Annotated in this window: 24 protein-coding genes and 1 pseudogene; 4 read left to right on the top strand and 21 right to left on the bottom strand. The window is 62.4% G+C overall.

The window, feature by feature from the left end; translation table 11 throughout:
- Positions 1 to 147 precede the first annotated feature (147 nt).
- Positions 148 to 585: a ribonuclease HI gene (gene rnhA / locus H6B31_RS09250; RefSeq protein ID WP_204898250.1), complete on the top strand. Its 438-nt coding sequence runs from the start codon at positions 148 to 150 to the stop codon at positions 583 to 585.
- Between the two features lie 55 nt (positions 586 to 640).
- Here the strand turns inward: rnhA and H6B31_RS09255 are convergent, their stop codons facing one another.
- From H6B31_RS09255 to H6B31_RS09270, 4 genes are all read right to left on the bottom strand, one after another.
- Positions 641 to 1,351 (bottom strand): DivIVA domain-containing protein, encoded by a 711-nt coding sequence (locus tag H6B31_RS09255; protein WP_204898251.1) that lies wholly within the window; start codon positions 1,349 to 1,351, stop codon positions 641 to 643.
- Positions 1,352 to 2,158: 807 nt separating this feature from the next.
- Positions 2,159 to 2,644, bottom strand: a complete 486-nt coding sequence (locus H6B31_RS09260; RefSeq protein ID WP_204898252.1) for a cell division protein SepF — start codon at positions 2,642 to 2,644, stop codon at positions 2,159 to 2,161.
- Between the two features lie 49 nt (positions 2,645 to 2,693).
- Positions 2,694 to 3,401 (bottom strand): YggS family pyridoxal phosphate-dependent enzyme, encoded by a 708-nt coding sequence (locus H6B31_RS09265; protein WP_204898253.1) that lies wholly within the window; start codon positions 3,399 to 3,401, stop codon positions 2,694 to 2,696.
- A 235-nt stretch (positions 3,402 to 3,636) separates the two neighbouring features.
- On the bottom strand, positions 3,637 to 4,083 hold the full coding sequence (locus tag H6B31_RS09270; protein ID WP_204898254.1) for a hypothetical protein: 447 nt from the start codon (positions 4,081 to 4,083) through the stop codon (positions 3,637 to 3,639).
- Positions 4,084 to 4,446: 363 nt separating this feature from the next.
- Between H6B31_RS09270 and H6B31_RS09275 the strand changes: the two genes are divergently transcribed.
- Positions 4,447 to 5,391 carry a LysR family transcriptional regulator gene (locus H6B31_RS09275; protein WP_204898255.1) on the top strand — a complete coding sequence of 315 codons (945 nt, stop codon included), beginning with the start codon at positions 4,447 to 4,449 and terminating at the stop codon, positions 5,389 to 5,391.
- 22 nt (positions 5,392 to 5,413) lie between these two features.
- Here H6B31_RS09275 and H6B31_RS09280 read toward each other — a convergent pair whose 3' ends face one another.
- The 10 genes and pseudogenes from H6B31_RS09280 to H6B31_RS09330 all read right to left on the bottom strand — a co-directional run bounded on the left by H6B31_RS09280 (position 5,414) and on the right by H6B31_RS09330 (position 19,235).
- Positions 5,414 to 6,358 (bottom strand): AEC family transporter, encoded by a 945-nt coding sequence (locus H6B31_RS09280; RefSeq protein ID WP_204898256.1) that lies wholly within the window; start codon positions 6,356 to 6,358, stop codon positions 5,414 to 5,416.
- 686 nt (positions 6,359 to 7,044) lie between these two features.
- A pseudogene (locus H6B31_RS17810) lies at positions 7,045 to 7,827 on the bottom strand (PSP1 domain-containing protein); the annotation flags it as partial.
- A gap of 135 nt (positions 7,828 to 7,962) precedes the next feature.
- Positions 7,963 to 8,925 (bottom strand): DNA polymerase III subunit, encoded by a 963-nt coding sequence (locus H6B31_RS09290; protein ID WP_204898258.1) that lies wholly within the window; start codon positions 8,923 to 8,925, stop codon positions 7,963 to 7,965.
- Positions 8,926 to 9,928: 1,003 nt separating this feature from the next.
- Positions 9,929 to 11,251 carry an aminotransferase class I/II-fold pyridoxal phosphate-dependent enzyme gene (locus tag H6B31_RS09295; protein WP_204898259.1) on the bottom strand — a complete coding sequence of 441 codons (1,323 nt, stop codon included), beginning with the start codon at positions 11,249 to 11,251 and terminating at the stop codon, positions 9,929 to 9,931.
- Between the two features lie 129 nt (positions 11,252 to 11,380).
- A complete protein-coding gene (locus H6B31_RS09300) occupies positions 11,381 to 12,664 on the bottom strand; it encodes a glycoside hydrolase family 3 protein (protein ID WP_243418962.1) in 1,284 nt (427 codons plus the stop codon).
- Positions 12,665 to 13,371: 707 nt separating this feature from the next.
- Positions 13,372 to 15,171: an aspartate--tRNA ligase gene (gene aspS, locus H6B31_RS09305; RefSeq protein WP_204898260.1), complete on the bottom strand. Its 1,800-nt coding sequence runs from the start codon at positions 15,169 to 15,171 to the stop codon at positions 13,372 to 13,374.
- Between the two features lie 48 nt (positions 15,172 to 15,219).
- The gene (locus H6B31_RS09310) at positions 15,220 to 15,714 is read right to left on the bottom strand and encodes a hypothetical protein (protein WP_204898261.1); all 495 of its coding nucleotides are present in this window, start codon (positions 15,712 to 15,714) and stop codon (positions 15,220 to 15,222) included.
- A gap of 71 nt (positions 15,715 to 15,785) precedes the next feature.
- The gene (locus H6B31_RS09315; protein WP_204898262.1) at positions 15,786 to 16,298 is read right to left on the bottom strand and encodes a hypothetical protein; all 513 of its coding nucleotides are present in this window, start codon (positions 16,296 to 16,298) and stop codon (positions 15,786 to 15,788) included.
- A 599-nt stretch (positions 16,299 to 16,897) separates the two neighbouring features.
- Complete coding sequence (hisS, locus tag H6B31_RS09325; protein ID WP_204898264.1) at positions 16,898 to 18,259, bottom strand: histidine--tRNA ligase; 1,362 nt, start codon at positions 18,257 to 18,259, stop codon at positions 16,898 to 16,900.
- A gap of 754 nt (positions 18,260 to 19,013) precedes the next feature.
- The gene (locus H6B31_RS09330; protein WP_087292562.1) at positions 19,014 to 19,235 is read right to left on the bottom strand and encodes a helix-turn-helix domain-containing protein; all 222 of its coding nucleotides are present in this window, start codon (positions 19,233 to 19,235) and stop codon (positions 19,014 to 19,016) included.
- A gap of 83 nt (positions 19,236 to 19,318) precedes the next feature.
- Between H6B31_RS09330 and H6B31_RS09335 the strand changes: the two genes are divergently transcribed.
- Positions 19,319 to 19,591, top strand: a complete 273-nt coding sequence (locus H6B31_RS09335; RefSeq protein WP_346014061.1) for a DUF6809 family protein — start codon at positions 19,319 to 19,321, stop codon at positions 19,589 to 19,591.
- A gap of 984 nt (positions 19,592 to 20,575) precedes the next feature.
- Here the strand turns inward: H6B31_RS09335 and H6B31_RS09340 are convergent.
- From H6B31_RS09340 to H6B31_RS09365, 6 genes are all read right to left on the bottom strand, one after another.
- On the bottom strand, positions 20,576 to 20,992 hold the full coding sequence (locus H6B31_RS09340; RefSeq protein WP_204898266.1) for a methylglyoxal synthase: 417 nt from the start codon (positions 20,990 to 20,992) through the stop codon (positions 20,576 to 20,578).
- A gap of 31 nt (positions 20,993 to 21,023) precedes the next feature.
- Positions 21,024 to 21,758, bottom strand: coding sequence for a septum site-determining protein MinD (gene minD, locus H6B31_RS09345; RefSeq protein ID WP_204898267.1), 735 nt, complete (start codon positions 21,756 to 21,758; stop codon positions 21,024 to 21,026).
- 148 nt (positions 21,759 to 21,906) lie between these two features.
- Complete coding sequence (gene rsmG, locus H6B31_RS09350; RefSeq protein ID WP_204898268.1) at positions 21,907 to 22,623, bottom strand: 16S rRNA (guanine(527)-N(7))-methyltransferase RsmG; 717 nt, start codon at positions 22,621 to 22,623, stop codon at positions 21,907 to 21,909.
- Positions 22,624 to 22,627: 4 nt separating this feature from the next.
- The gene (locus tag H6B31_RS09355) at positions 22,628 to 22,966 is read right to left on the bottom strand and encodes a hypothetical protein (protein ID WP_204898269.1); all 339 of its coding nucleotides are present in this window, start codon (positions 22,964 to 22,966) and stop codon (positions 22,628 to 22,630) included.
- 41 nt (positions 22,967 to 23,007) lie between these two features.
- Complete coding sequence (locus tag H6B31_RS09360; RefSeq protein WP_204898270.1) at positions 23,008 to 24,069, bottom strand: acyltransferase; 1,062 nt, start codon at positions 24,067 to 24,069, stop codon at positions 23,008 to 23,010.
- Positions 24,070 to 24,254: 185 nt separating this feature from the next.
- A complete protein-coding gene (locus H6B31_RS09365) occupies positions 24,255 to 24,470 on the bottom strand; it encodes a helix-turn-helix transcriptional regulator (protein WP_204898271.1) in 216 nt (71 codons plus the stop codon).
- Between the two features lie 79 nt (positions 24,471 to 24,549).
- On the opposite strand from H6B31_RS09365, the gene H6B31_RS09370 reads away from it, so the two are divergent.
- Positions 24,550 to 24,822, top strand: coding sequence for a DUF6809 family protein (locus H6B31_RS09370; protein ID WP_204898272.1), 273 nt, complete (start codon positions 24,550 to 24,552; stop codon positions 24,820 to 24,822).
- A gap of 825 nt (positions 24,823 to 25,647) precedes the next feature.
- Here H6B31_RS09370 and serS read toward each other — a convergent pair.
- Positions 25,648 to 26,949 carry a serine--tRNA ligase gene (gene serS, locus H6B31_RS09375; protein ID WP_204898273.1) on the bottom strand — a complete coding sequence of 434 codons (1,302 nt, stop codon included), beginning with the start codon at positions 26,947 to 26,949 and terminating at the stop codon, positions 25,648 to 25,650.
- Between the last annotated feature and the right edge of the window lie 46 nt (positions 26,950 to 26,995).

Here is a 26,995-nt window from a genome sequence, read left to right on the forward strand (position 1 = left end):
GCAACTACCATTTTACTGGCTTTTCCTCTTTGAGTCACTCTTTTTATTTACTGTTGCACTTGCATTGTAAATCGGCATGGGGGGAAGGTGCCCCCGAAGGGGGCGGATGAGGGGGCGGGACAGAATCTGCTTTATCAGGAGAACAATGTGAAAACAGTAACCATCTACACCGACGGGGCCTGTTCGGGCAACCCCGGCCCTGGGGGCTGGGGGGCGATTTTGATGTACGGCCCCCACAAGAAGGAGCTCTCCGGGGGAGAGGCCCAGACCACCAACAACCGCATGGAGCTCACCGGGGTGATCACCGCCCTGGAGGCCCTGAAGGAGCCCTGCGCGGTGGAGCTGTACTCGGACAGCAAGTACGTCATCGACGCCCTGGAGAAGGGCTGGGCCAAGGGCTGGAGGGCCCGGGGCTGGGTGAAGAGGGACAAGAAGCCCGCCCTCAACCCGGACCTGTGGGCCCGCCTTCTGGAGCTGTGCGAGTACCACACGGTCAATCTCCACTGGGTCAAGGGCCACGCCAGTAATCCTTATAACAACCGCTGTGATGAACTGGCGGTGGCGGAAAGCCGGAAATTTAAATAAAAACAACGAGACAGCCGCCAGTGACGCTGGCGGCTGTCTTAGCTTTATATCCCGATTATTTGATCTCGTAGTCCCGGCCGAACTGAAGCTCCCCGAAGTCGATGCGGGTGGTGTCGCTCAGGTCCTCCTCCTCGTCGTCGTCCTTAGGAGAATTCTGGTTCTCGCCCTCCTGGGCGGCCTCTGCCTGGCGGGCCTTCTCGTTCTCGGCGGCCGCCTCGGCCATGGCCTGGGCCACCAGGCGCTGGACGCTGTCGTCGATGTCGGAGACGGTCTCCTCCACCTTCTCCTCCTGGTTCTCCGCGGGGGAGGGGGTGGGGGTCAGCTGGTCCAGCTGATCCAGGTACTCCGCCGCCTTGGCGTGGAGCGCGCGCACCTGGGCCACATAGGAGGCGGTCTCCTTCTGGGCGGACTCCAGGCGGAAGCGCTCGGCCTCCTCCTCCTGGCGGATGGCCTCTACCTTCCGGCCGGCCTCCGCCTCCGCCTCCTCAAGGATCTGGGCGCGCTTCTGCTCGGCCTCCTTCACCAGGTCGTCCGCCATCCGCTGGGCGGCCATCAGGGCCTTGCGCATGGCCTCCTCGGTGGAGCGGTACTCCTCCACCTTCTCCACCAGCACCTTCATCTTGCTCTTCAAGACGGCGTTTTCGCTGTAGAGGGCGCTGTAATCCTCGGTGAGCACGTCCAGGAATTCGTCCACCTGGGCCATATTATACCCGCCGAAAGACGCCTTGGGGAAGGCGCGCTCGGATACTTCCTGGGGAGTGAGCATGGTTCATTACCTCCTAAAAAAGCGCCCGGAGGCGCTGTGGGTTCTGATTTGTGCAGGGGAGTTTCGCTGCCTGCCCATTTTAAGCCTTCCCCCTTGGGGGAAGGTGGCCCCGAAGGGGCCGGATGAGGGGGGGTCCAAGGAATAGGTGTCGTCGGAAGAATCCTGTAGGGCGGGGGCTTGCCCCCGCCGCCCCTTTATATGATGCCGCTCAGGGAGTTTCGCCGCCTGCGGGCGGCGAGTGACTTTGCCCACGGCGGCAAAGTCACCAAAACGCCGCCGGGGGACGCGGCCGATGGACTACGGCTCCGCTAGCGCTCTGCCTAGGTCCATAGGACCGCTTACCCCCGGACCCCATTACGGGGGTTATCCCTTGGGGCAGGCAGAGAATTTCCGGCGCGCAAAATCAGGAGTGCTTGAGCGCGGTTCCGTCCGGCCCCACTGGGGGCCTGATTTGGTGAAAAATTTCAAATGATGCGTTTCCACTGCCGCGCCTGCCGTCTCCGAACCAACGTCCCGGGGCCGTTTTCCACTGTAGGGGCGCACAGTGTGCGCCCGCGGGCCGCCGAGGTCGTCGGCCCCTACGGCATTCCCCGGAAAGTCTTTTGTATGTTCCGTAGGGGCGGGTGTCCTCACCCGCCCGAGCCTTCCCCTGGGGGATGGGGCGGATGAGGGGAACGCTCCCGGTTATGAGAACGGTCCGTTTAAACCGCAGGGGCGGCACACCTGGGCCGCCTCAGCTTTTATGAGGCAGACAGGGGCGCGGTTTTCCACAGTTCATCCCTGGATTGTGGAAAGTGAGCGGGGAACTTAGAAGTACAGCCCGTTGTTCTCCAGCTCGTCAATCAAGTCCCCCAGGATGTCCACGTTGTAGGGGGTGATGATGTAAGTGGAGATGGCTACCTTTTTGATCTTGCCCTCATTGGCGTAGGCCACGCCGGACAGGAAGTCCAGCAGGCGGCGGGCGATCTCCTTGTTGGTGGACTCCAGGTTGAGCACCACGGTGCGCTTTTCCCGCAGGTGGTCGGCGATCTCGCTGGCGTTCTCAAAGCGCTCCGGCTTCACCAGCACCACCTGGAGCTGGGTGGCCGCCCGGATGTTCACCACTTTATTGCTCCGGCGGGCCTCCAGCTCGTCCATAGCGGGGCTGGTGTAGGAGGGCTCGCTTCGGACGCTCCGCTCCCGTTCCCGGCGCTCCACCGGACGGGGAGAGGGCTCGTAGTCGTCCTCGAACTCCTCGTCGTCTTCGTCCTCGTAGGGGTGGGCCAGCCGCTTAAACTCGTCCAAAAAACCCATGGTAAAACCCTCTTTCCTCTGGATGTAAATCAATCTCGGTCTGCCGGTCTTATCCCTTGTGCATGGGAGGCCGGGGGCCGAACAGGGCGGTGCCCACCCGGACCAGGGTGGCGCCCTCGGCGATGGCGTCCGGATAGTCGCCGCTCATGCCCATGGACAGGCAATCCATATTACATTGATTATCCCCCATATTTGCCTTTATGTCAACAAAAAGCTGTCGCATAGCGGCAAAAAACGGGCGGTTGGCCCCAGGTTCCGGGGAGATGGGTGGAATTGCCATCAGGCCCCGCAGGCGGACGTGCTCCAGCTCCCGGGTCAGCTGGGCCAGCTGACGGGCCTCCTCCGGGGTGCAGCCGCCCTTGCTCTCCTCTCCGGCGATGTTGACCTCCAGCAGAATATCCTGAACCAGGTCCTGTTTGGCGGCCTGGGCGTCGATGGCCCGGAGCAGCCGCTCCGAATCCACCGAGTGGATGAGATCCACCTTGCCCACCACCTGCTTCACCTTGTTGGTCTGCAAATGGCCGATGAAGTGGACCTGGGCCCCCCGGTAGGCGTCCGCAGCCAGGTGGGCGGTGAGCTCCTGCACCCGGTTCTCGCCGCACACGGTGATCCCGGCGGCGATGGCCGCCCGGATGGTGTCGTCGGTCTGCACCTTGGTGGCGGCGCACAGGGTGATCTCATCCGGGTCCCGGCCGGCGGCCTGGGCCGCGGCGGCAATGTTGGCCTTTACCTGATTGACGTGCTCTTGAATGGACATAACAGGTTCCCTCTTTCTCCAATGGTCCACTTTTTAGTTTATCAAAATTTCCGAAAATTGCAACTGGAAACGCGGGATTTTCAGGGGACTGGAAAAATTTTCTCGGGTGTAGGGGAGAGTCCGAGGGGGCGGCAGCCCGCCACGAGTGGAATCGAATGCACACAACGCACAGCGCCGTGGGGAATGCCCACGGCGCTGTGCGTTGTGTATGTCGGATCTTGGCCTGATGGGAAGTTCAGGCGGATGGGGAGTATTCATAGCAGAAGTTTACATTCAGAAGGTCGGCCTTCTCCGGGTAGGCACGGAGCGTAAGGGTTCCGTCACTCTGAGGGAGAAGCTGGAAAGTCACCTGGGTCTCCTCCGCCGGTCCGCCGTCCTGGCTCCGGCACAGGAGCTGGAGGGTCTCAGCCTCCCCCGCGGGGAGTCCAGCCAGGGGGACCGTCACGCCCCCCCCTGTCATCTCCGGGGCCAGAAGTCCGTCCTCCTGGGGAAGGACGGAGACGATGCTCCAGTCCGCCTTGGGGGTGATGGTCAGCTCCTGGGCGTTAGAGGCGCAGCTCTGCTCCACCGGCAGGTCCAGCTGTCCGGCCAGGGAGGCAAGGACGATGGGCAGGACCATAATCGCCAGAAATGCCGCCAAAATCAAAAGGATGAAGCGGCCGGGGATAATTTCGCGTTTCATACTGAATCCCTCCTGTTTGGATTGCTCAGGCAGAGAACTTCCATAGGAACGCCGCGCCGCGTCTCTGAGGGGTGCTCAGATGATCTTCCATCGATGGAGCCGGGGGAGTTTTCCTCCTGCTGTGCCTTCAGTATAGCAGGGGAAAATACATTTGTAAAACTGTTAAATCTGGTATATAATACAGCTAAAATTTGTACCTTTGAAGGAGCGGCCGTGGAGCGCTCCGCCTGGAGGAGCTCGGTATGGAGCGTCCGGGAGGGGCGGATTCCACATCCGAAGCCTGTTTTGTGGAAAACATTCCGGCGTCCGGAGTGGGCCAGGTGGGAAGCGGAGGACCGCGGCAAAAGAAGAGGGGGGACCAGGATGAATTTTTCCAGCATGGACTACTTTGTCATGGTGGCCCGGGAGCGGAGCTTTTCCCGGGCGGCGGAGCGGCTGCACATCACCCAGCAGACCCTCAGCGCCCACATCGCCAAGCTGGAGGGGGAGCTGGGGACCAAGCTGCTGGTGCGGAGCATCCCCCTGGAGCTGACCTACGCCGGGGAGGTGTTTCTGGAGTACGCCCTGGACCTGCAGCGGCGGGTGAACTCCCTGGAGCGGGAGTTTCAGGACATTACCGAAAATCAGCGGGGATTGCTGCGCATCGGGATTAACTATACCCGGGGGGATATTGTGATTCCTCCGCTGCTGATCCGCTTTCAGCAGGAGTACCCCAACATTGCCATCCGGCTGGTGGGAGAGATCAACACTAATCTCAGTGCCCTTCTGGAAAACGGAGAGATTGACCTGGCAATCGCCCCCCTGCCTGTGGTGCCGCCCGCAGTCCAGACGGAGGACTTTTATCAGGAGGAGTATGTCCTGGTGGTATCTAAGGTGCTTTTGAACCGTCTGGGAATAACGCCTGGAATGGCTGACTTCGCTCGGCTGCAATCAGGGGATCTGTCTCCCCTCCGAGATTGTCCGTTTATCCTGGCTGCCCAGCAGGAGAGCAATGGAATTTTTGGCTATGATCTGCTACGCCGGTGGGGTATCGTACCGATTCCAAAAATTGAGGTACACCATACAACGGTCCGGTCTGAGCTGGTTCTGGCCGTATCTGGAATGGGGGCCTGCTTTGCGCCCCAGAATATGATCCGTCCCTCCCTTACGCCTCAGCAGGAGGCCCAGCTGGAGCTCATCCACCTGGGGGAGGAGGCCCGCCATATGATCCACTTCGGATATTTGAAGCAGCCCCACCAGTGGAGTGTGATTACAGATTTTATCCACATGGCCCAGGAGTTGAGCGGGGAATTTGAGGCAAAAAAATAGACGGCCTTTCGGCCGTCTGTTTTTATCCCAGTATCAGCATCAAAATGGGAATGCTCACAAAGCTGCACAGGGTGGACAGCACCGCGCCGGTGGCGGCGTACTGGTCGTCCGCCCCGTAGGCCCCCGCCAGCACGGGCACCTGGCTGACCACCGGCAGGGCGCTCTCCACCACAAAGACGCTGAGAGGCAGGCCGCTCATGCCGAACAGGTGGCAGAAGAACCAGCAGATCACCGGAGCCACCCCCAGCCGCATGAGGATCATGGCGGGCAGACCTTTCATGGGCCGCAGGTTTTTCAGCCCCAGTTCGAACACGATGTACCCGCAGTAGATGAGGGCCATGGGGGAGACCGACTGGCTGATGTACCCCGCCCAGGTCATAATGGGGCCGGGTAGCCGCAGGTCCAGCACCAGCAGCAGCACGGTGAAGAGCACTGCCAGAATGGGGGGCTTGGTAAAGACGTCCTTGAAGAAGCCGCCCACGGTGGTCTTTTTTCCCGCCCGGGTGCCGGAGCGCTCGATGAGCAGGATGCCGGCGGACTGGACGAACAGGGTGTTGGCTAAGTAGTACATCATCACATATGGGACGCACACGTCCCCGAAGAGCTGGGTGGACACGGGCAGGCCGATGAACAGGGTGTTGGAGAAGGCGGCCATGGCCACGAACACCCCCCACCGCTCCCGGGGCAGGCGGAGCAGCTTGGCCAGCAGCAGGCAGAGGGCCAGGGTCACCGCCACCCCCACCATGGCCGAGGCCACCATCAGCCCCGCCTGGAGCAGGCTGTCGTGGTCCAGGTTGTTCAGCAGTCCGGTGATGCAGTTGCAGGGCACCGCGATGTTGACGATGAACTTGCTCAGAAACCGCTTCTCCGCCGCAGTCATCCAGCCCAGCCGCCCCATAAAGTAGCCCACCGACATGAGCATCAGCAGCACCAGAGAGGCGGAGAGGGCGCTGAAAAATCCGTCCATTGTAATTCTCTCCTTTCCCAGCTTCCGGTCCCCGCTCCCCCCGCCAGGGGAGAGGGGAGGAGGGGCTGTGTCCCTATCCTACCACCGGGGCCGGGACTTGTCCAATTTGAAATTCCGAATGGGGCGATATGGTTTTCCCAATGGGGAAAAGGCGGCTGAGCCCAAGAGAGAGGGCTCAGCCGCCGAAGGGGTGCTCAGGACTCCCCGCCGCTCTGGGGCTTGCCGCCCCCTCCGCCTCTGGGGCGGCGGCGGCGGTGGGGACGGGAGCTGCGCTTCTCGCCCCCCTCCCGGGGAGGCTTGGCCTCTCCGGCGGGGCGCTCCCGGACCTCCCTGGGCTTGTCCGCCCGGGGGGGCTTCTTCTCCTTGGCCGGGGCGGATTCCCGGCTCTGGGCGGCCTCCCGGCCCTCGCCCTCCCCGTGGGAGCGGCCGCCCCGGCGGTTTCGGGAGCGGCGGCGGTCCCGGCTCCTGGGGGCCTCCTGGGCCGGTCCGCCCACCCCCTCGTACTGGGGGGTCTCCCCGTTGAACACCGCCTCCAGGGCGGCGGCCAGGGGGGAGGCCGACCCCTTCAGGTCGGGGGTCTCCTCCGGCTCCTGGGGCTTGCGCAGCTTGGCCAGCTCCTCCAGGGGGGGCTCCACATAGCCCTCGGGCCGCTTGCCCTTGCCGTTGCGGATGACGCACAGCTCGCAGTTGTGGTAGCATTTGGGGGTCTCCGGGGCGGAGTCCAGCCGCACCTGCACCGTCTGCCGCAGCAGGTTCACCGAGGACACGGTACCCGCCCCGTCGGGGGTCTCCACAAAGGACTCGGGCTTGGGGGAGGTCTTTACCAGATCCTCATAGGCCTCCTGCTCGTACTTCAGGCAGCACATGAGCCGCCCGCAGGTGCCGGAGATCTTGGTGGGGTTCAGGGACAGGTTCTGGGTCTTGGCCATCTTGATAGACACGGGCTGGAACTCGTCCAGGAACTGGGAGCAGCAGAAGGGCCGCCCGCAGATGCCCAGGCCGCCCAGCATCTTGGCCTCGTCCCGGACGCCGATCTGGCGCAGCTCGATGCGGGCGTGGATGGCGCTGGCCAGGTCCTTCACCAGGGCCCGGAAGTCCACCCGGCCCTCGGCGGTGAAAAAGAAGAGGACCTTGTTTCCCTCAAAGCTCCACTCCGCGTCCACCAGCTTCATCTCCAGGCCGTGCTCCAGGATCTTCTGCTGGCAGATCTCCAGGGCCTTGGCCTCCTTCTCCTTGTTCTTCTCCCGGGTGAGCTCGTCCTCCGGGGTGGCCCGGCGGAGCACCGGGCGCAGGGGGGCGGTGAGCTCCATCTCGTCGATGGGGGTGTTCCCCTGGACGCACTCGCCGAACTCAGTGCCCCGGGTGGTCTCTACAATGACCCCCTCACCGGGCTGAAACTGGGCCCCATTGGGGTTGAAATAGTAATGCTTTCCGCCTTCCTTGAAGCGGACGCTGATGATCTCGACCATAGTTCCTCCTTATGTGAAGTTAGGAGATAGGAGATAGAAGATAGGAGATAGAATCTCCTCTTTTTCTTTCCCGCCTCCAACAGAAGTATCCCGCCGAAGGCGGGGATTGATTGTCCCGGCTCCGCCGGGACACCATCATTCTGCATTCTGCATTCTGCCTTTTTCATTCTCCAAAAACATGCCCGCGCACAGCCAGCCGGAGAGCTGGCCCGGGTTGGCGTTGAGCTCCGCCGCCCCCCGCAGCTTCCGCACCAGGGCGGCCGCCTTCAGCAGGCGGGATTTCTCCCCGCTCACCGCCAGCCGCTCCCCCAGCTGGAGGTAGAGCTGATCCAGCAGTTGGGGCAGCTCCTCCTTGGGGGCCTTCTCCAGCAGCAGGCTGGCCTCAAACAGGGCCAGCTCGTCGGTCCCCTCCAGGGCCCGGACCAGGGCGTCCGCCTGGGCGCGGCGCTCCTGGGCCTGTCCGCCGTCCCCCTCCAGCAGGGAGACCGCCCGGCCCAGAATGCCCTGGGCCTCCTGGACCGCCCGGCGCAGGTCCGCCTCGGACCGGTCCGGGAAGCGGGCCCTCAGCCACTCCTCCGCCTCCCCGGGGGGCACGGGGGTGAGGGAGAGCTCCTCGCACCGGGAGCGCACCGTCTGGAGCACCCCGCCGCCGTTCTCCGCCAGCAGCAGGAAGGCGGCGTAGGCCGGGCCCTCCTCCAGCAGCTTGAGCATGGCGTTCTGGGCGCTGGCGTTCATCCGGTCGGCCCCCTCCAGCAGATAGACCTTCCGCTCCCCCTCGTTGGGGCGGATGTAGGCGTCGGCGCGCAGCTGCCGCACCTGGTCCACCGTGATGGGCTTCCCCTGGGCGGGGCCGGAGATTACCGCCACGTCCGGGTGGATGCCAGAGAACACCTTTTTGCACGGGCCGCAATGGCCGCAGGGCCGCCGCTCCACCGAGGCGGTGCACAGCATGGCTCCGCACAGAAGCCGGGCCAGGGTGTGCTTGCCCGAGCCGGCGGGGCCGGAGAGAATGTAGGCGTGGGACAGCCCCCGCCCCTCCTCCTGCTGGGAGAGCTGGGTTTTCAGAGTGCGGTTGCCCGCCAGGGGGGAGAGTTCCATAGGGGGTTCCTCACTTTACTGTGGTTCGTTTCTTTTTAAGCCTTCCCCCTGGGGGGAAGGTGGCACGGCGAAGCCGTGACGGATGAGGGGGCAGGGTTCGGACTGCGTCCGTTGTACGCGGGGGATTTCGCCGCCTGCGGGCGGCGACCTACTTTGCCCATGGCGGCAAAGTAGGCAAAACGCCACCGGGGACGCAGCCGATGGACTACGGCTCCGCTTCGCTCCGCCTAGGTCCATAGGACTGCTTTCCCCGGACCCCTATTACGGGAGTTACCCCTTGAGCCAGGCAAAAAATTTCCGGCGCGCAAAATCTGAATGACTTTCTGCGATTTCTTCCGGGCCACTGGGCCCTGAGTTTTTGGAAAATTGGAGTTGGTGCGATTCCACAACCGCGCCTGGGGTTGCCGAGCCAACATGCCTGGTTCGAAACACGGGATACCTCATCCGCCCCCTTCGGGAGCACCTTCCCCTAAAGGGGAAGGCTTTGGAAGGCCCATCCCCCTGCCTTCCCCTTTAGGGGAAGGTGTCACGCGAAGCGTGACGGATGAGGTGAGCGGCCAAAGGCCGCCCGCGGCCGGTCTGGGACCGGCCCCTACGAGAAAAATGGGTCCGTTCCTGTATCCGTGTAGGGGCGGGTGCCCTCACCCGCCCGCCGTTCCCCTGAGCCGCACTTGAGCCCCACCACCACAAAGGCGCGCTCCCCACCAGGAGAAGCACCGCCCAAAGGTTACCCGACCCTCAGCGGCAGCGGAAATAGAAGGGAAACCAGTCAGCTGAACCACCCGCGCCTTTGCGTTGACTGACAAGGCTGCCTAATTGGCGCTCTCGTAAAACGGGGTCCAGGGGTGGGCATCATTGGGGCAGGAGCGGCGCAGCCGGTCCTGTCCCTCTGCGCCCACCCCTGGCGGTTCTTTGGTTCCTTTCTGCCCGTGCAGAAAGGAACCCGCCCCGCAGGGCGGAACCCTACTCACCGCCGGAGCGGCGAAACCCCCGCCCCTAAAAGTCAAACCTCCCCGTCCCGGGATACAATCACAGGGATATCTGTACTATTATACCCTATCTTCCGGAAATAGGCCAGTTCTTTTTCGGAAATCCGCTCCCCGGGGGCCACCACGGGCACGCCGGGGGGATAGGGCGCGATCTGGGCCGCCGAGACCCGCCCGGCGCTTTGGTACAGGGGGACCAGCTGGGTGGGGGCAAAGAGGGCCTCCCGCAGGGAGCACGCCCGCTCCGGCAGGGGAGGGGAGGGGAGGGGGGGACAGGGCCCCATCCGGTCCTCCATGCCCTCCAGGGCCCGCTCCAGGCGGTCGAAGTTCTCCTCCAGGTCCTGGGAGGTGCAGATGAACACCACGTGGCCCCCGTCCTCCATCTCGGGAAAAATGTTCTGCTCCTCCAGGGAGCGGGCGAAGGAGGGGCCGTCCTGGACGTTCAGGGTGAGCCGGGCGGGGTCCAGGGACAGGTCCCCGGCCAGGGAGGGGAACCTGCTGCGCAGCTGGGCCACCCGGAGGGCGGTCTGCCGGTAGGCCCGGGCCCCGTCCTCCTCCAGCCAGGCCCGGGCGGCATCCATGCTGGCCAGGATGGGGTAGGAGGGGCTGGAGGTGCCGAACACCGAGGCCATCCGCCGCACCCGGTCCGGGTCCATGCCGTTGGTGAACAGCAGGGCGGCCTGACCCAGGGCGGGGAGGGTCTTGTGGGCGCTGACCACCACCCCGTCCGCCCCCGCAAAGGGGGTCAGCCCCAGGAAGGGCAGGTGGGCCCCGTGGGCCCCGTCCACAAACAGCCTGCCCCCGTGGGCGTGGACAACGCGGGAGATGGCCCCAATATCAGACAACACTCCGGCATATGTAGGGGAAGTAATACAAATCGTTTTGACATTTGGGTGGTTTTTCAGGGAAATCTCCACCTGCTCCGGGGTGATGGGGCCGATGAGGTTCTCCCGCTCCAGCCAGGGCCGCTCCAGGTACACCGGCTCCAGATCCAGCAGGGCCATGGCGTTGAATACCGCCCGGTGACAGTTCCGGTCCACCAAAATTTGATCCCCGGGGGCGCACAGGAGGGACAGGCCGGTGTGAATGCCCATGGTGGACCCGCCGGTGAGGAACTGACAGTGGTCAAAGCCGAAGCGCTCCGCCCACGGTTTTTGAGCGGAGTCGAAGGGCTCCCCGGCCAGATACAGGTTGCCGGTGCCGGGGATCTCGGTTACATCCAGCCGGGCCGCGTCGGACAGCTCCGGCAGGGGGAGGGGGCCGCCCTTGTGGCCCGGCATGTGGAAGCGGGCGGGGTTCCGGGCGGCGTAATTTTTCAGAATATCACACAGAGGGGTCATGGGAAAACCTCCAAGGCCATAGTTTTTTCCACATCCGGGGGCGGAAGTGTGGAAATAGTTTGGGAGAAAAAGCTCCATTCAGAAAAGAAAAACGCGCGGCCGGAGAGGTTCCCGGACCGCGCGCGTGGTTTAATAGCCCAACAGGCCGAGGTCGTACTTCCAGGAGAGGACCCGGGCCACCGACTGGTCGATCTGCTCCATGGGGATGGTCCCGTCCTCCACGGCGGCGATGACCTGGGGGATCTGGGTCTCAAAGTCGGTGGTGAGAACCATGTCGTTGCCCGCCTGGACGGCCAGCACGGCCGCCGAGCCGTCCTGGGCATACTGGGCCACGGCGTCCATAGCCAGGTCGTCGGTGAGGATGACCCCGTCAAAGCCCAGAGTGTCCCGCAGGATCTGGTGGACGGCGGGGGAGAGGGAGGCGGGCAGGCTCTCATCCATGGAGGTGACGATGTTGTGGCTCACCAGCACCGCGTCCGCCCCCGCCTGAATGCCCGCCTGGAAGGGGAGGAAGTCGGAGGTCTCAAAGGTCTCATAGGGCCGCTCATCCACGGCCACGCCGGTGTGGGTGTCCTGGTTGTTTCCATAGCCCGGGAAATGCTTCAGCACCGAGCCGATGCGCTCCTGGCCCATGGCGGTCACCACCTGGGCCACATAGTCGGCGGTGGTCTGGGCGTCCTGGCCCAGGGCGCGCTCATAGATAAAGTCGGCGGGGTCGGTGGACACGTCGGCCACCGGGGCGAAGTTCACGTTGACCCCCAGGTCCAGCAGGGTGACGCTCTTCTGCCGGGCGTCCTGGAGAATGGCGTCCAGCCCGCCCTGGGCGTACAGCACCTGGGGGGAGGGCTCCCGGCTGGGAAACAGGTTGGGGTTGCTGCTGGCCCGGACCACCGTGCCCCCCTCCTCATCGGTGCCGATGAGCATGGGGATGCCGGAGGACGCCTGATAGGAGGCGATCTCGTCCCGCACCTGCTGGGCGGTCTTATCCTTGAAGTCCCGGCCAAAGAGGATATAGCCCCCCAGCTTGTACTGGGACACCTTGGCCGCCTGGTCGGTCTCGGGGCAGCGGACGAAGAACATCTGTCCCACCTTCTCCTCCACCGACATGGCGGACACCAGCTCCTGGATGATCTGGTCCTTGTTCTGGGGGAGGGGGTCCGATCCCGTGCCGGAGGAGCTGGAGGAGGAGCCGGACGGAGAGGAGGACCCGGCGGGCTCCTCAGAGGCTGAGGAGCTCCCCTCCTGGGAGGCGTCCGGGGCGGGCGTCTGAGAGGACGCGTCCCCCGCCTGGGGGGAGGAGACCGAGCCGGAGGGGGCGGAGCCGGAGGACCCGGAGCTCTCCGAACCTCCAGCCTGGGGTGCGGCGCACCCGGTCAGCAGAAAGCACAGCAAAAAAATCATCAGTTTTTTCATAAATGCCTCCTGGGAAAAACAGCGTGGAGAGGTTCTCCACGCCAAAATCAAACTGTGTTTTTCTTAGTTTATGGAAGTATACCACTTTGTGTGCATGGTGTCAATTTTTTTGGGAAGTTTTCCTCTCATTTTCTGCCATTCCAGGTATTTTTAAGCGTGCAGCGGAGATTTTTGGGGATAAGCGGGGGTTCGCCGCCTTCTTCTTAAGCCTTCCCCCTGGGGGGAAGGTGGCCCCGAAGGGGCCGGATGAGGGGATGATCATAGAGTGCCTCCTTGATCGGCGCAGAGGATTTCGCCCTGCGGGGCGAGTTCCTTTTCCACGTGGAAAAGGAACCAAAAGACGCCGGGGGAATTCACAGGGGCGAACTTCGTTCGCCATGCTGAATTCCCCCAGACCCCCATTTTACGGGAGCGCCAATTAGGCAGGCTGATTCGTTAACGCAAAGGCGCGGGTGGTTCAGTCGACTGGTTTCCCTTCTATTACCGCTGCCGCTGAGGGGCCGGTAACCTTTGGGTGTTTCTTCTATCGGTGGAAAGCGCGCCTTTTGAGTGGGTGGGGCTCAAGCTCGGCTCAGGGAAACGGCGGGCGGGTGAGGACACCCGCCCCTACAGGCAAAAAAGGCGGTGAAACACCCAAAAAAGAAAAAATCCCCGCTGTTCCAGGGAAAGAACAGCGGGGATTGAATTTGCGAAAAGCGGAAAAGAGATTACTCCTCGTCCGAGGCTTCCTCTCTCCGGGTAACAGCCAAGCTCAGCTCATCCAGCTGCTTATCATCCACGAAGTCGGGGCAGTTGGTCATGGGCTCGGAGGCGTTCTGCACCTTGGGGAAGGCGATCACGTCCCGGATGGAGTCGGCCCCGGCCATGAGCATGCACAGCCGGTCCAGGCCGTAGGCCAGGCCGCCGTGGGGGGGCGCGCCGAACTTGAAGGCGTTGATCAGGTGGCCGAAGCGCTCCATGGCCTCCTCGTCGGTGAAGCCCAGAGCCCGGAACATGGCCTCCTGAGTCTCGGGGACGGAGATGCGGATGGAGCCGCCGCCCAGCTCGGTGCCGTTGAGGACAATGTCATAGGCCTTGGCCCGGCAGTTCTTCTTGTCGGTCTCCAGCTTGTCGATGTCCTCGTCCATGGGGGCGGTGAAGGGGTGGTGCATGGCCACGTACCGGCCCTCCTCCTCGCTGTACTCGAACATGGGGAATTCCGTCACCCACAGGAAGCGGAAGTCCTTGGGGTCCAGGATGCCCAGCTGCTTGGCGCACTCGCACCGCAGAGCGCCCAGGGCGGCAAAGACCACCTCGTCCTTTACGTCGCCCACGATGAGGACCAGGTCCCCGTCCTTGGCGTTGGCCCGCTCCAGGATCGCTTTGTTCTCCTCCTCGGTGAGGAACTTCTGATAGGAGGAGGTCACCTGCCCGTCGTGGAGGCGGGTCCAGGCCAGGCCCTTGGCCTTGTAGGTCTTGACGAACTCGGCCAGCTTGTCGATTTTCTTCCGGGGGAAGTCGGCGGCGTGGCCGTCCACGTTGATGAGGCGCACGGAGCCGCCGCCCTGGACCGCGCTGGAGAACACGGAGAAGCCGCAGTCCTTCACGATGTCGCTGATGTCCTTGAGCTCAAAGCCGAAGCGCAGGTCGGGCTTGTCGGAGCCGAAGCGGTCCATGGCCTCCCGCCAGGGCATGCGCAGGAAGGGGGTCTGCACGTCCACGTCCAGCACTTCCTTGAAAACTCTCTGCAGAAAACCCTCCTGGATCTCCATCACGTCGTCCTCGTTGACGAAGGACATCTCCAGGTCAATCTGGGTGAACTCGGGCTGGCGGTCGGCCCGCAGGTCCTCATCCCGGAAGCAACGGGCGATCTGCATATAGCGGTCAAAGCCGGAGAGCATGAGCAGCTGCTTGTACTGCTGGGGGGACTGGGGCAGGGCGTAGAACTTGCCCGGATGGACGCGGGAGGGCACCAGGTAGTCCCGGGCCCCCTCGGGGGTGGATTTTGTCAGCATGGGGGTCTCGATCTCATAGAAGCCCTGCTCGTCGAAGTAGTCCCGGGCCACCTTGGTCACCTTGTGGCGGGTGGCGATCATGTGCTGCATGTCCGGGCGGCGCAGGTCCAGATAGCGGTACTTCAGGCGCAGCATGTCGTTGGCCTTGGAGTGCTCCACGATCTCAAAGGGAGGGGTCTCCGCGCGGGCCAGCAGGCGCAGCTCGGTGACGTACACCTCGATGTCGCCGGTGGCGATCTTGTTGGTCTTGCTCTCCCGCTCCCGCACCAGGCCGGTGGCGGCGATGACGTACTCAGAGCGCAGGCCGGAGGCCTTCTCGAAGATCTCCTTGTTGGTGCTGTCGTCGAAGGAGAGCTGAATGAGGCCCGTGCGGTCCCGCAGGTCCACAAAGATCAGCCCGCCCAGGTCCCGCTGCCGCTGGACCCAGCCGCACAGGGAGACGGTCTTGCCCGCGTCGCTCAGGCGCAGGTCGCCGCAGTAGTTGGTGCGGCGGAAGTTCTTCAGATTGTCCATAAAATCAACTCCATTTTGTAATATATATTTTAAAAATTGAGAAATGTATTAGGATTGTTCCCCATTCGCCTTCAAATATTGGAGCACCTCCGCCTGAAGCTGGGAGTCAGAGGCGTCGTACTGCCAGGATCCGTAGGAGTCGGGGATGGGAATGGTCATGGTCTGGGGGACTGGGATATGGACGGGAAAGGGCTCGCCGTCCACGGCAAAGTTCAGCGTCACCCACTGCTCCGAGCCGGGCTGGCTGTCGGAAAATGGGGCGGTCAGATTGCTGAGTTTGGCCCGGTAGCTGCCGCGCTCCAAGAGCGCGATCAGCGCCTCGTAGTCCTCATCCCCAGGACCGCGGTGGTCCATGGTCCAGGATGTGGTCCGGGCGCGGCCGTGCTCCACGGAGAGCTCCATCCCATGGCCGGAGACTCCGGAGATACGGCTGGGATCAAGACCGGTGACCGCCCAGAAACTCTGAGGCCAGGTGTACCACAGGCCGCCGGCCACCAGCAGGGCGGCGAGGATGCCCGCCCCAATGGCGATTTTCTTTTTCACCAAAATCCCTCCCGTTCCAGCCGCCGGACCGGATTTCCGGCCATATACCCGGCGGTATTGTTGAAATCCCGTCAAGATAAGACGGTTTCCGGCGACTGATCCGCATGGGCGGCGAGCCAATCCGCCAGCTGTTCCCAGGCGGCGGGGTCTGCGGGGTAGAACTCAGCCTCCCGGCCCTGACGCGGGGAGACACGCAGACTGCCTCGAGAGCCGTTGTCGACAATGGCTCCATCCTCCCCCGCGGCCAGGATCAGGGTAGTGGACAGCCCGGCTTTATCCACGGAATACGAGGAGGGCAGGGGCAGCAGGTTGCGCAGGGTGCCACGGAACTGCATCTTGTCCAGCTGCGACATCAGCGCGTCAAATTCCGATTGTCTAGGGCTGCGGTTTTCCATCTGGTGGCTTTGGCTGTAGGGACGCCCATTCTGAAAGCCGTACTCGATTACAGTTCCGGCCACGCCGGTGACTGCCTCCGGGTCCAGCCCGGCGGCCTCCCAGAAGGTCCGGGGCCGGGTGTACCACAGACCGCCGGCCGCCAGCAGGGCAGTGAGAATGCCCGCCCCAATGGCGATTTTCTTCTTCACAAAAATCCCTCCCGTTCCAGCCGCCGGACCGGATTTCCGGCGATATACCCGGCGGCCTCGTCAAAGTCCTGTTGATTGCGGAGGATGTGCTCGTAGTAGCCGCGCTGCCAGATAGCATGTTTGGGTGCGTTTGAGATTTTGTTTATTTTGCGGGATGAAAAGGATTTTAATTGCCGCACCAGTTCTGGAATGGCCGTAGGGGACCCAGACCCGCCCGTCCCTCCAGGATTAGGATTCCGTGGATATGGTCAGGCATAATAATAAATGGGCCAAGAGAAAGACCGGAATTGTGGTTAGGAAGATCATCCCATGTCTGCGCCACAATTTCACCAAATGGCGACAACGCTACCCGGGCGGGTCTGGGACCCGCCCCTACGGCGTTGGACGTTGGAGGAATGAGTTTCCCCAGAATGGGTTGCCTTTGTGCCGTGCAGATGGTGACGAAATAGGCACCGTTTTGGGAATAGTCGTAATTTTACAGGCGGATGGTTTTCCGGCGGGGGAGGGGAGGAGTGTCCATAGGCGTGACCTCCGAATGAAAATCCAAACCAAAGGGCGGGCGGCCCAGGTGTGCCGCCCCTGCGGCGTGACGGATGGCCTTATTCTCCCCGGTCCAGAATGGGCGCGCCCTGGTTGAGCTTGTCCAGGCCGGCCTGGATGTGGGCGATGGCCTCGGCGGGGGACAGCTTCACTTGCTCGCCGGTGGCCAGGTCCTTGACGGCGGCCACACCGGAAGAGATCTCGTCCTCCCCCAGGAAGATGACGTAGGGGATGTGGAGCTTGTCGGCGTAGGAGATCTTCTGCTTGAACTTCTTCTGCTCGCCGTGGATCTGAGCCCGGATGCCCGCCTCCCGCAGCTGGGTGGCCAGGGCGATGGCAGGGGACAGGTCCTCGGTCATGGGCAGGAGGAGCACGTCGGCGGGGGCGGTGTTCAGGCCGTCGTTCAGATAGCCCTGGTCCTCCAGCACAAAGAACAGGCGGGTCAGACCGATGGAAATTCCAACGCCGGGGAGTTGTTTATCAGTGTAATATTCCGCCAAGTTATCATACCGGCCGCCGGAACAGATGGAGCCGATCTCCGGGTGGTCCAGCATGGTGGTCTCGTACACGGTGCCGGTGTAGTAGTCCAGGCCCCGGGCGATGGTCAGATCCACGGCGAAGTGGGTCTCGGGCACGCCGAAGGCGGACAGGTATTTTACTACCGTGGTCAGCTCATCCAGGCCGGTGTCAAAGACCTCGTTCCGGCCCCGGTAGGTCTCCAGGGCGGCCAGCACCGCCTGGTTGCCTCCGGAGATGCCGATGAAGCGGAGGATCTCCTGGGCGCTGTCCTCACTGACGCCGCCCTCCACCAGCAGCTCCTTCACCTTGGCCGCGCCGATCTTGTCCAGCTTGTCCACGGTGCGCATGATCTCCCCGGACTGCTGGGTGAGGCCCAGCATGGCGTAGAAGCCGTTGAGGATCTTCCGGTTGTTCACCCGGATCTGGAACCGCTTCAGGCCCAGGGCGGTGAAGGCACGGTAGATGATGGAGGGGATCTCCGCCTCGTTGGAGATGTCCAGCTTGCCGTCGCCGATCACGTCGATGTCCGCCTGATAGAACTCCCGGAACCGGCCCCGCTGGGCCCGCTCTCCCCGGTAGACCTTGCCGATCTGGAAGCGGCGGAAGGGGAAGGTGAGGTGGCCGTAGTTCTGGGCCACGTACTTGGCCAGAGGCACCGTCAGGTCAAAGCGCAGGGACAGGTCGGTGTCGCCCTTCATGAAGCGGTAGATCTGCTTCTCCGTCTCGCCGCCCCCCTTGGCCAATAAAACCTCGCTGGCCTCGATGAGGGGGGTGTCCAAGGGGGTGAAGCCGTACAGAGAGTAGGTGCGGCGGAGAATCTCCACCATGCGGTCGAATTGCGCCTGCCGGGCCGGGAGGAGCTCCATAAAGCCGGACAGGGTGCGGGGTTGTACTTTGCTCATTGTATTGTCTCCTTTTTTGGTTGTTGACAAGTAAAGGTTTGGACTACATTTTTTCCGCCTGCCCTCCTAATAAGCCTTCCCCCTGGGGGCCGACTCCCCTTGTCAAGGGGAGATGTCGCGCAGCGACAGAGGGGATAGGGACAGGTGCCCCCGAAGGGGGTGGATGAGGGGGCGATGATAGAACGCTTTTTTGTAGGGCCCGATGCCCTCATCGGGCCGCTGGATGGCTCTTTTCGCAGGGGAATTTCGCCGCCTGCGGGCGGCGAGTTCCTTTGCCCATGGCGGCAAAGTAACCAAAACGCCACCGGGGACGGCTCCGGATGAGCACTTCGTGCTCATAGTCGCCTTTCCCCGGACCCCCATTACGGGGGTTACCCCTTGGGTCAGGCAGAGATTTTTCGGCGCGCAAAATCTGAGTGGCGGTTTGTGTTTCCTCTCGGGCCACTGGGCCCTGGGTTTGCAAAAATTAGGACGGGTGCGGTTCCGCCGCCGCGCCTGGGTTTGCCGAACCAACGGTACCGGGCCAGAATACGGGATACCTCATCCGTCTGGCCTTCGGCCAGCCACCTTCCCCTAAAGGGGAAGGCAGTGGGATGCCATTTCAGAAGCCTTCCCCTTTAGGGGAAGGTGCCCCCGAAGGGGGCGGATGAGGTGAGCGGCTAAAGGCCGCCCACGGGCCGGTCTGGGACCGGTCCCTACGCATTTTGATCGGGCATCTGGATACGCCGTAGGGGCGGCACACTGGGCCGCCCGCCTACCGGTTGATTTCCGGGTTGTCGGTGCGGCCGACTAAATAGTCAATGGATACCCCAAAATAATCTGCCAGGCCAATCAAGCCTTTCATTTCCGGGCTGGCGCGGCCCTTTTCATAGGAATAGATGGCGTATTTTTTTACACCGATTACGGCGCCTAACGCCTCTTGGGATATGTTATTTTTTGTACGAAGTTCCCGGATGCGTTCGGAAAAATCAGCCATAGGACCTCCAAAAGCTCTTGACAAGTAGTATATAAAACTACTATACTATAAGTGGTTTTTAAAACTACGAATGGGTGATAACTATGAAATCTGCTCTATCGGATCTATTCAATCTATTGGAACAACAACACGAGGGCACTATGTCGCCGGAACAAAAGGAGGCCATAGACCTGGCGGCTCCCTGGGCCAAGCGTTTGGAGGAGCTGGCGGCCAGTCCGGCGGAGTTTGACAGCATCTGGAGCGCGTCCATGGAGATCGGGCAGTCGGACCAGCCGGTGTGGTTTGCCCGGGGGTTCCGGCTGGGGGCGCGTCTGATGCTGGAGGTGCTGGGGGAGAGGGAAGTTTTCCACCGCTGAGGGGGAGGGTGTGGAAAGAGGGGAGAAGGTGCATGACAAGGAATCACCCTCATCCGTCACGCTTCGCGTGACACCTTCCCCCTTGTAGGGGGAAGGCTTGGGCGGGCGGCCTTTGGCCGCTCACCTCATCCGCCCCCTTCGGGGGCACCTTCCCCTAAAGGGGAAGGCTTTTGGGCGACCGCAAGGGTCGCCCCTACGGGGGAAACGCACCGGGAGCGTTAGTTCGGCAGAGCCAGGCGCAGATCTTGAACCGCAAATGTTTTAAATTTTGCAGGCTAAGGCCCCCAGTGGGGCCGGAAGGAATTGCACTCAAGCACTCCTGATTTTGCGCGCCGGAAATTTTCTGCCAAGCCGAAGGGGTAGCCCCCGTAAATGGGGTCCGGGGAAAGGCGACTAGGAGCACCGGAACGGTGCTCCTCTGGAGCCGTCCCCCGGCGATCCTTTGGTTTCTTTCCCATCGCTGGGAAAGAAACTCGCCCCGCAGGGCGAAACCCTCCCGCCGCCCGCAGGCGGCGAAATCCCCCTGCGAGGAACGAAACCGCTCCATTATCGCCCCCTCATCCGCCCCAGTGTGCGCACTGGGGCACCTTCCCCCCAGGGGGAAGGCTATAGTAGTGGGGCGGAGAAACGAAGTTTCGCACAAAGTTCTTTGCCAAGCTTTCTTTCAAGAAAGCGGAAAAACGCTCTCATCCCGTGATTGGGACGAGAGCGTCTGGTTCGCTTCGTGGTGCCACCCAATTTCAGAGCGGCCGGGCCGCTCCCTCTGGACCCCGTGTTGCGGCGGGGGAGCCGCGCCTGTCTCCAGGCCCGCTGGTGGCGCCGTCTTTGGCCGGGTCCGTCTCCGTGGGGTCCTCTCAACCTGGGGCGGCTGCCCGTGGGACCTCTCTCTGTCCGGCGGTATCCCGGTTACTCATGCGCCGTCGTGGCGGTGAACGCTGATATGCTACCCTATTTTCCCCAAAAAGTCAAGGAAATGTGGAAAACTTACAGGGCGAAGGGCACCCGGTTGGGGTTCATGCCGATGCGCCAGTCCAGGTCGCCCCGGGCCAGGCCGTGAATGAGCAGCTCGGCGGTGGCCACGTTGGTGGCCAGGGGGACGGAGTGCTCGTCACATAGGCGGGAGATATACATGACGCTGTCGTCCATGTCGGTGTCCTTGGGGTAGTTGAAGAACAGGACCATGTCGATCTCATTGTAAATGATGCGCTGGCCGATCTGCTCGATGCCGCCGTGCTCGTGGGACAGGAACAGGTTGACCGGCAGGCCGGTGGCCTCCGCCACCATACGCCCCGTGGCATTGGTGGCGCAGACGGTGTGCTTGGACAGGACCCCGCAGTAGGCGGTGCAGAATTGGACCATCAGCTCCTGTTTGCGGTTGTGGCACATAAGGGCGATGTTCATGGCGGTTACCTCCTTATATCATGCTGGAGGATCAGCGGATGCGCATAATGGGCACCCGGTATCCCTCAATTCGTTTGGCAATATTCAGACAGGCGTTGGCCGCGCCCCGGCGGCCCTCCAGAATCAGGGGGCGGCCCATGTTGGCGGCCAGAATGACCCGCCGGTCCTCTGGGATCACCCCGATGAGGGGCAGTCCGGCGGCGTCCATGGCGTCGTCGATGGTAGTGCGCAGCTCCCGCAGCAGCTTGGGCTGGATGCGGTTCATCACCAGATGGACCTGGCGGAGATGGTACAGCTCCTCCACGGCGCGCTGGGCATCCCGCAGGGAGGAGGCGTCGTTGGTGGCCACCACCAGCGCCCGGTCGGCGCCGCAGGTAGCCAGCTGAAAGCCGGGCCCCAGTCCGGCGGGACAGTCGATGAAAATATAGTCGTACCGGTCCCGGGCCGTGCGCAGCAGCGCCCGAATGCTGCCCGCCGTCACGTGGGGCGGGAGACGCATGGGGGCGGTGAGCAGGGACAGGTTGGGCAGGTCCGGGTGGGACACGGCGGCCCGGGCCAGGGGACAGTTCCCCAGGGCCACGTCGGCAAAGTCCATCAGCGCCCGATCGCTGAGTCCCAGCGAAATATCCAGGTTCCGAAGGCCGATGTCCATGTCGATGCACAGCACGGTTTTTCCCAGCCGGGCCAGACAGGAGGCCACTCCTCCGGTGACCGTAGTCTTGCCCGTCCCCCCTTTGCCGGAGGTGACGGTGATGACAGTTCCCATGGAATTCCTCCTATCTCACCAAGTTAAGTCTATCACAAATCCTAGGTTCGTCAATGGTTTTTTGAAAAAATTTTGCATGATTTTAATGGTTTTGTTAAAAAAATCCCGGAAAAGCTCCGCGCAATGGGCAAAAGCGGCTGGATGCGGGTCACAGGGGCTGCTTTTGAATCCTGGCCCACCGGCGGGGGTAGCCCTTCAGGGTGGGGGCCAGCTTCCGGATGGGGAGGAGCCGGTGGGTGACCTGGGTGCCGGGGATGGCATAGTCCACCGGCTCCTCGGCCCGGCCCCCCAGCAGCTTGATGCAGTGGGCGGCCTCCTCCACCTCGGAGGCGGACTCGGTGGTCTTCATGGCCAGGAACTGCCCGCCCACCTTCACATAGGGCAGACACAGCTCCCCCAGCAGGCGCAGCTGGGCCACCGCCCGGGCGGTGACAAAGTCGAAGCTGTCCCGGTATCCCTTCACCAGGGCCTGCTCCTCGGCCCGGGCGTGGATGGCCTGGATGCCCTCCAGCCCCAGCTGGGCGCACACTTCGTTGAGCCAGTCCACCCGCTTGCCCAGGCTGTCCAGCAGGGTGACCTGGAGGGAGGGGACCAGAATTTTCAGGGGCAGTCCGGGCAGGCCCGCCCCGGTGCCCACGTCGATGAGGGTTTTCTCGCCCTGAAAATCGGCGCACAAAAGCAGGGCGGCGCTGTCCAGCATGTGGAGGCGGGCCGCCTGCTCCGGGTCGGTGATGGCGGTCAGGTTCATCACCTGGTTTTTTTCCAGCATGAGGCGGCCGTACTCGGCCAGCTGCTCCGGGGCCTCGGGGGGCACCTGGTCCAGCAGGCCCAGCTCCGCCAAGCCGTCGCGAATGATCTCTTTCATCCCGTTACCTCCCAAAATTGGACAGCAGGCCCACGATCCCGATGGGCAGGGTGGCCAGGGCGGCGGCCCAGCACAAAATGGCCAGCAGGATGGCGGCGACCTTCCCCGGCCGCCCGGTGGAGCGCCAGCTCACCAGCCCCAGGGCGCCCAGACCGATGAGGCCGGGGACCGTCAGCAGGGGGCCCAGGTTGCCCAGCATGTATCCGTTGAAAAAGTAAAAGGTGGTGAGGGCCAGGCCGATGAGCACATAGGCCAGGGCGATCCAGGCCAGGGTGCGCTTCACCGGGGAGGCGGGGGTGTAGCCCTCCGGAGTATGCTGCTCCGGCTTTTTATTGTCAGACATGGGCGTCTCCTTTTTATTGATGCTTGCACAGAATGGATGTTTTATCGGACTGCCGCAGCGCGGGAGCCCAGGATTTTCTTGCCCCGACCGTATCCCCACTGCCACAGAATGCACAGCAGGAAGGTGACCGGGTAGATAAAGGCGACCCGGAGAAGAAACTGGAGGGATACCTTCGTAATGCCCAAATGGGGGATAAAGTCGTTGAACCAGGTGATGAGCAGCGAATGATACAGATAGACCAGGAAGCTGGCCCGGTCCATCTTCTGGGCAAGGGGCGGCAGGCGGATGGGAAACCGCAGCGCCAGGGCGTACAGGGCGGGAATGGCGGCGAGCTGATACAGGGTGTGGAGCGTCTCCAGGAAGGGGACAGGCTGTCCGTTTACAAAATGCTGCCAGCTGCAATACGCGTCCGCCGCCATGAGAAACAGAGCGCAGCCCACTAGCAGGCGCAGGTTCTTTTGCAGCAGCTCCACAAACTCCTGATAACACTGCCCCGCGCAGCAGCCAGCCAGATAGTAGACCAGATAGGTGGTGAAAATGCGGTCCCCATAGGCGAAGTTCAGGGCAGGGGAGAGGAGGTGGAGCATGTCGTTCAGGTACTGGGCGCTGAGCAGGGTGATCCCCAGAGCTATGGGGAGAAGAATCACCGGTGACCACCGCCGGGCCAGCCACCGAAACAGGGGAACCAGCACCACAAACTGGGCCAGAGCCACCAAAAAGTAGAAGGGGGCGGACAGGTCCCCCCGGATGGCGTACCCGATGAGATCGGGGAGGGAGAACCCAAAATAGCCGTGGCGCATGAAGTACATATAATAGACCGCCACCGCCAGCAGATAGGGCAGAAAGATAGCCTGGACACGCCGGCGCCAGTACCGGCCCAACGGGGGAGGATCCGTAGGCAGCGTCAGTTTGACTCCGCTGAGAAAGAAGAAACCCGTGACCGACACAAAGGCCAGTCTCTGGAGACAGATCATCAGTCCAAACTGCCAGCTGCTGTGGTCCAACACCAAAACAGGTTGGCTGGAGCAGTGAATCCAGATGACCAGACAGCAAAAAAGCAGATTTAAAACGGACAGCTCGCTCAGGCGCTTTTTTTCCGCCATGGTGGATTCCTCCCGGTTTTGTTCTCTCCGGAATCCCTTGAGCCCCAAGGGGTTCCAGACCATCGCCCGTCTGGAGCGGATTTCAGGGGGAAAAATGACCTCCGATAGGGTTTGGAGGGGCGCAGATCGCTCCAGAACGGTAAAACAAATCGTATTATTCTATATAATTTATACGTATTATAAAATTATGTAGGTTGGTTGCTCCGCCCGGCTAGGAAGTCCAGGGAGACTTCATAAAAGTCGGCCAGCTTGGACGCGGTCAGCAGGTCCGGGACGGTGCCGCCTTGCTCATACCTGCGGTAGGTGGAATAGGCAATTCCGATCTGCCGTGCGGCGTCCTCCTGATTGAGGCCCGCCTTTTTGCGGCACTCCCGCAGGCGGGTGGGAAAATCTGCTTCCATGGGTGTTCTCCTATTGACAGCTCAAAAATGAGCTGATAAAATGAAATCGCTTAAATATGAGCGAAAGGATGAATGGATCATGTTACAGCTGTTTGATACGCTCTACTCCTTTGATTATGACGGGGACCTGTCTCCTTACCTGGCGGCGGAGGAAAAAGAGGACTACCAGATGGCCCTGGACCACCAGCGCCGGGCCCAAGCGGAGTTGGAACAGCGGCTCTCCAGGGAGGAGCGAAAGTGGTTGGAAACCCTTCTGTGCAATCAGGAGGAGGCAGGGGAGGAGAGGGAGCGTTTGTCCTTCCGGCGGGGATTGGTGCTGGGGATCAAGCTGGGGGCGCTGGCGGGGCGGTAGGAATTTCGCCGCCCGGCGCAGGGAAACGGCGGGCGGCCCAGGTGTGCCGCCCCTACGAAATTCAGGGGGAGCTTCCGGTTTTGCCGTAGGGGCCGACGACCTCGGCGGCCCACGGGCGCACACTGTGCGCCCCTGCGGCATATCCGAAGGTGCATTCGATCTGCTGTAGGGCCCGATGCCCCCATCGGGCCGTTTCCAGGCGCCCCGGTGTGCCGCCCATACAGAGAAAAAAGAGCGCGCCGTGAATGATCTCTGGGAAAGGGAATCCCCACGCCGCTTTGCGCCCCCCTTTTGACAAGGGGGGACTTTAGCGGGAGAGGGATATTTGGAGGGCTTTCTCTTGCTCTAAGAGCGACCTTTCGAGAGAGCACCCTCATCCGCCTCGCTGCGCTCGGCACCTTCCCCCTTCTAGGGGGAAGGCTTTTGGGCGGCCACACGGGGCCGCCCCTACGGGCAGATCGAAACATTTCGGAGCGGGCGGGTGAGGACACCCGCCCCTACGGCAGCAAACGGATCGGGAGCGTTGGTTCGGCAGAGCCAGGCGCGGTTGTGGAGCCGCAACAGCGACAATTTTTGCATACCCAGGGCCCAATGGCCCGGCGGGAGTTTAGATCGTCACTCAGATTTTGCGCGCCGGAAATTTTATGCCAAGCCGCAGGGATAACCCCCGTATTGGGGTCCGGGGAAAGCGGCCTATGGGCCTAGGCGGAACAGAGTGAAGCCGTAGCCCATCGGACGCGTCCCCGGTGGCGTTTTGGTTCCTTTGCCGCCATGGGCAAAGGAACTCGCCGCCCGCAGGCGGCGAAATTCCCCTGCAATCAAATCTTATTTCTTGGGCACCATGACCTCCATGCCTCCCACGTAGGGCCGCAGAGCCTCAGGGATCTTCACGGAGCCGTCGGCCTGGAGGTTGTTCTCCAGGAAGGCGATGAGCATACGGGGAGGGGCCACCACGGTGTTGTTCAGAGTGTGGGGCAGATAGGTGCCCTTCTCGCCCTTCACCCGCATCTTCAGGCGGCGGGCCTGGGCGTCGCCCAGGTTGGAGCAGGAGCACACCTCGAAGTACTTCTGCTGGCGGGGGGACCAGGCCTCGATGTCGCAGGACTTCACCTTCAGGTCGGCCAGGTCGCCGGAGCAGCACTCCAGCTGGCGCACAGGGATGTCCAGGGAGCGGAACAGCTCCACGGAGTACTTCCACATCTGCTCATACCACTTCATGGAGTCCTCGGGCTTGCAGACCACGATCATCTCCTGCTTCTCAAACTGGTGGATGCGGTAGACGCCCCGCTCCTCGATGCCGTGGGCACCCTTCTCCTTCCGGAAGCAGGGGGAGTAGGAGGTGAGGGTCTGGGGCAGGGACTCCTCGGGGATGATCTGGTCGATGAACTTGCCGATCATGGAGTGCTCCGAGGTGCCGATCAGGTACAGGTCCTCGCCCTCGATTTTGTACATCATGGCGTCCATCTCGGTTTGGGACATGACGCCCTCCACCACGTTGCCGTGGATCATGAAGGGGGGGATGCAGAAGGTGAAGCCCTTGTTGATCATAAAGTCCCGGGCGTAGGCCAGCACCCCCTCGTGGATGCGGGCGATGTCGCCCATGAGGTAGTAGAAGCCGTTGCCGGACACCCGGCCGGCGGCGTCCATGTCGATGCCGTTGAAGGACTCCATGATCTGGGTGTGGTAGGGGATCTCAAAGTCGGGCACCACCGGCTCGCCGAAGCGCTGGACCTCCACGTTGCAGCTGTCGTCGGGGCCGATGGGCACGGAGGGGTCGATGATGTTGGGGATCTGGAGCATGATCTTGCGGATCTTCTGGGCCAGCTCAGTCTCCTTGGCCTCCAGCTCGGCCAGACGGTCGGCGTTGGCCTTCACCTTGGCCTTGGCCTCCTCGGCCTCCGCCAGCTTGGAGGGGTCCTTCTTGGACTGGCCCATGAGGATGCCCACCTGCTTGGACAGGCTGTTCCGGGCGGAGCGCAGCTCCTGGGCCTCGGCCATAACGGCCCGGTTCTCCTTGTCCAGCTCCAGCACCTCGTCCACCAGGGGCAGCTTCTGGTCCTGGAACTTCTTCTTGATGTTTTCTTTTACCAGATCGGGATTCTCCCGGATCAGCTTGATGTCCAGCATTTTGGAACACTCCTTAAATTTGATAATAATGTGTTGGTTTGTGGGA

It is taken from the genome of Pseudoflavonifractor capillosus (assembly GCF_016899775.1).
Lineage (GTDB): Bacteria > Bacillota > Clostridia > Oscillospirales > Oscillospiraceae > Lawsonibacter.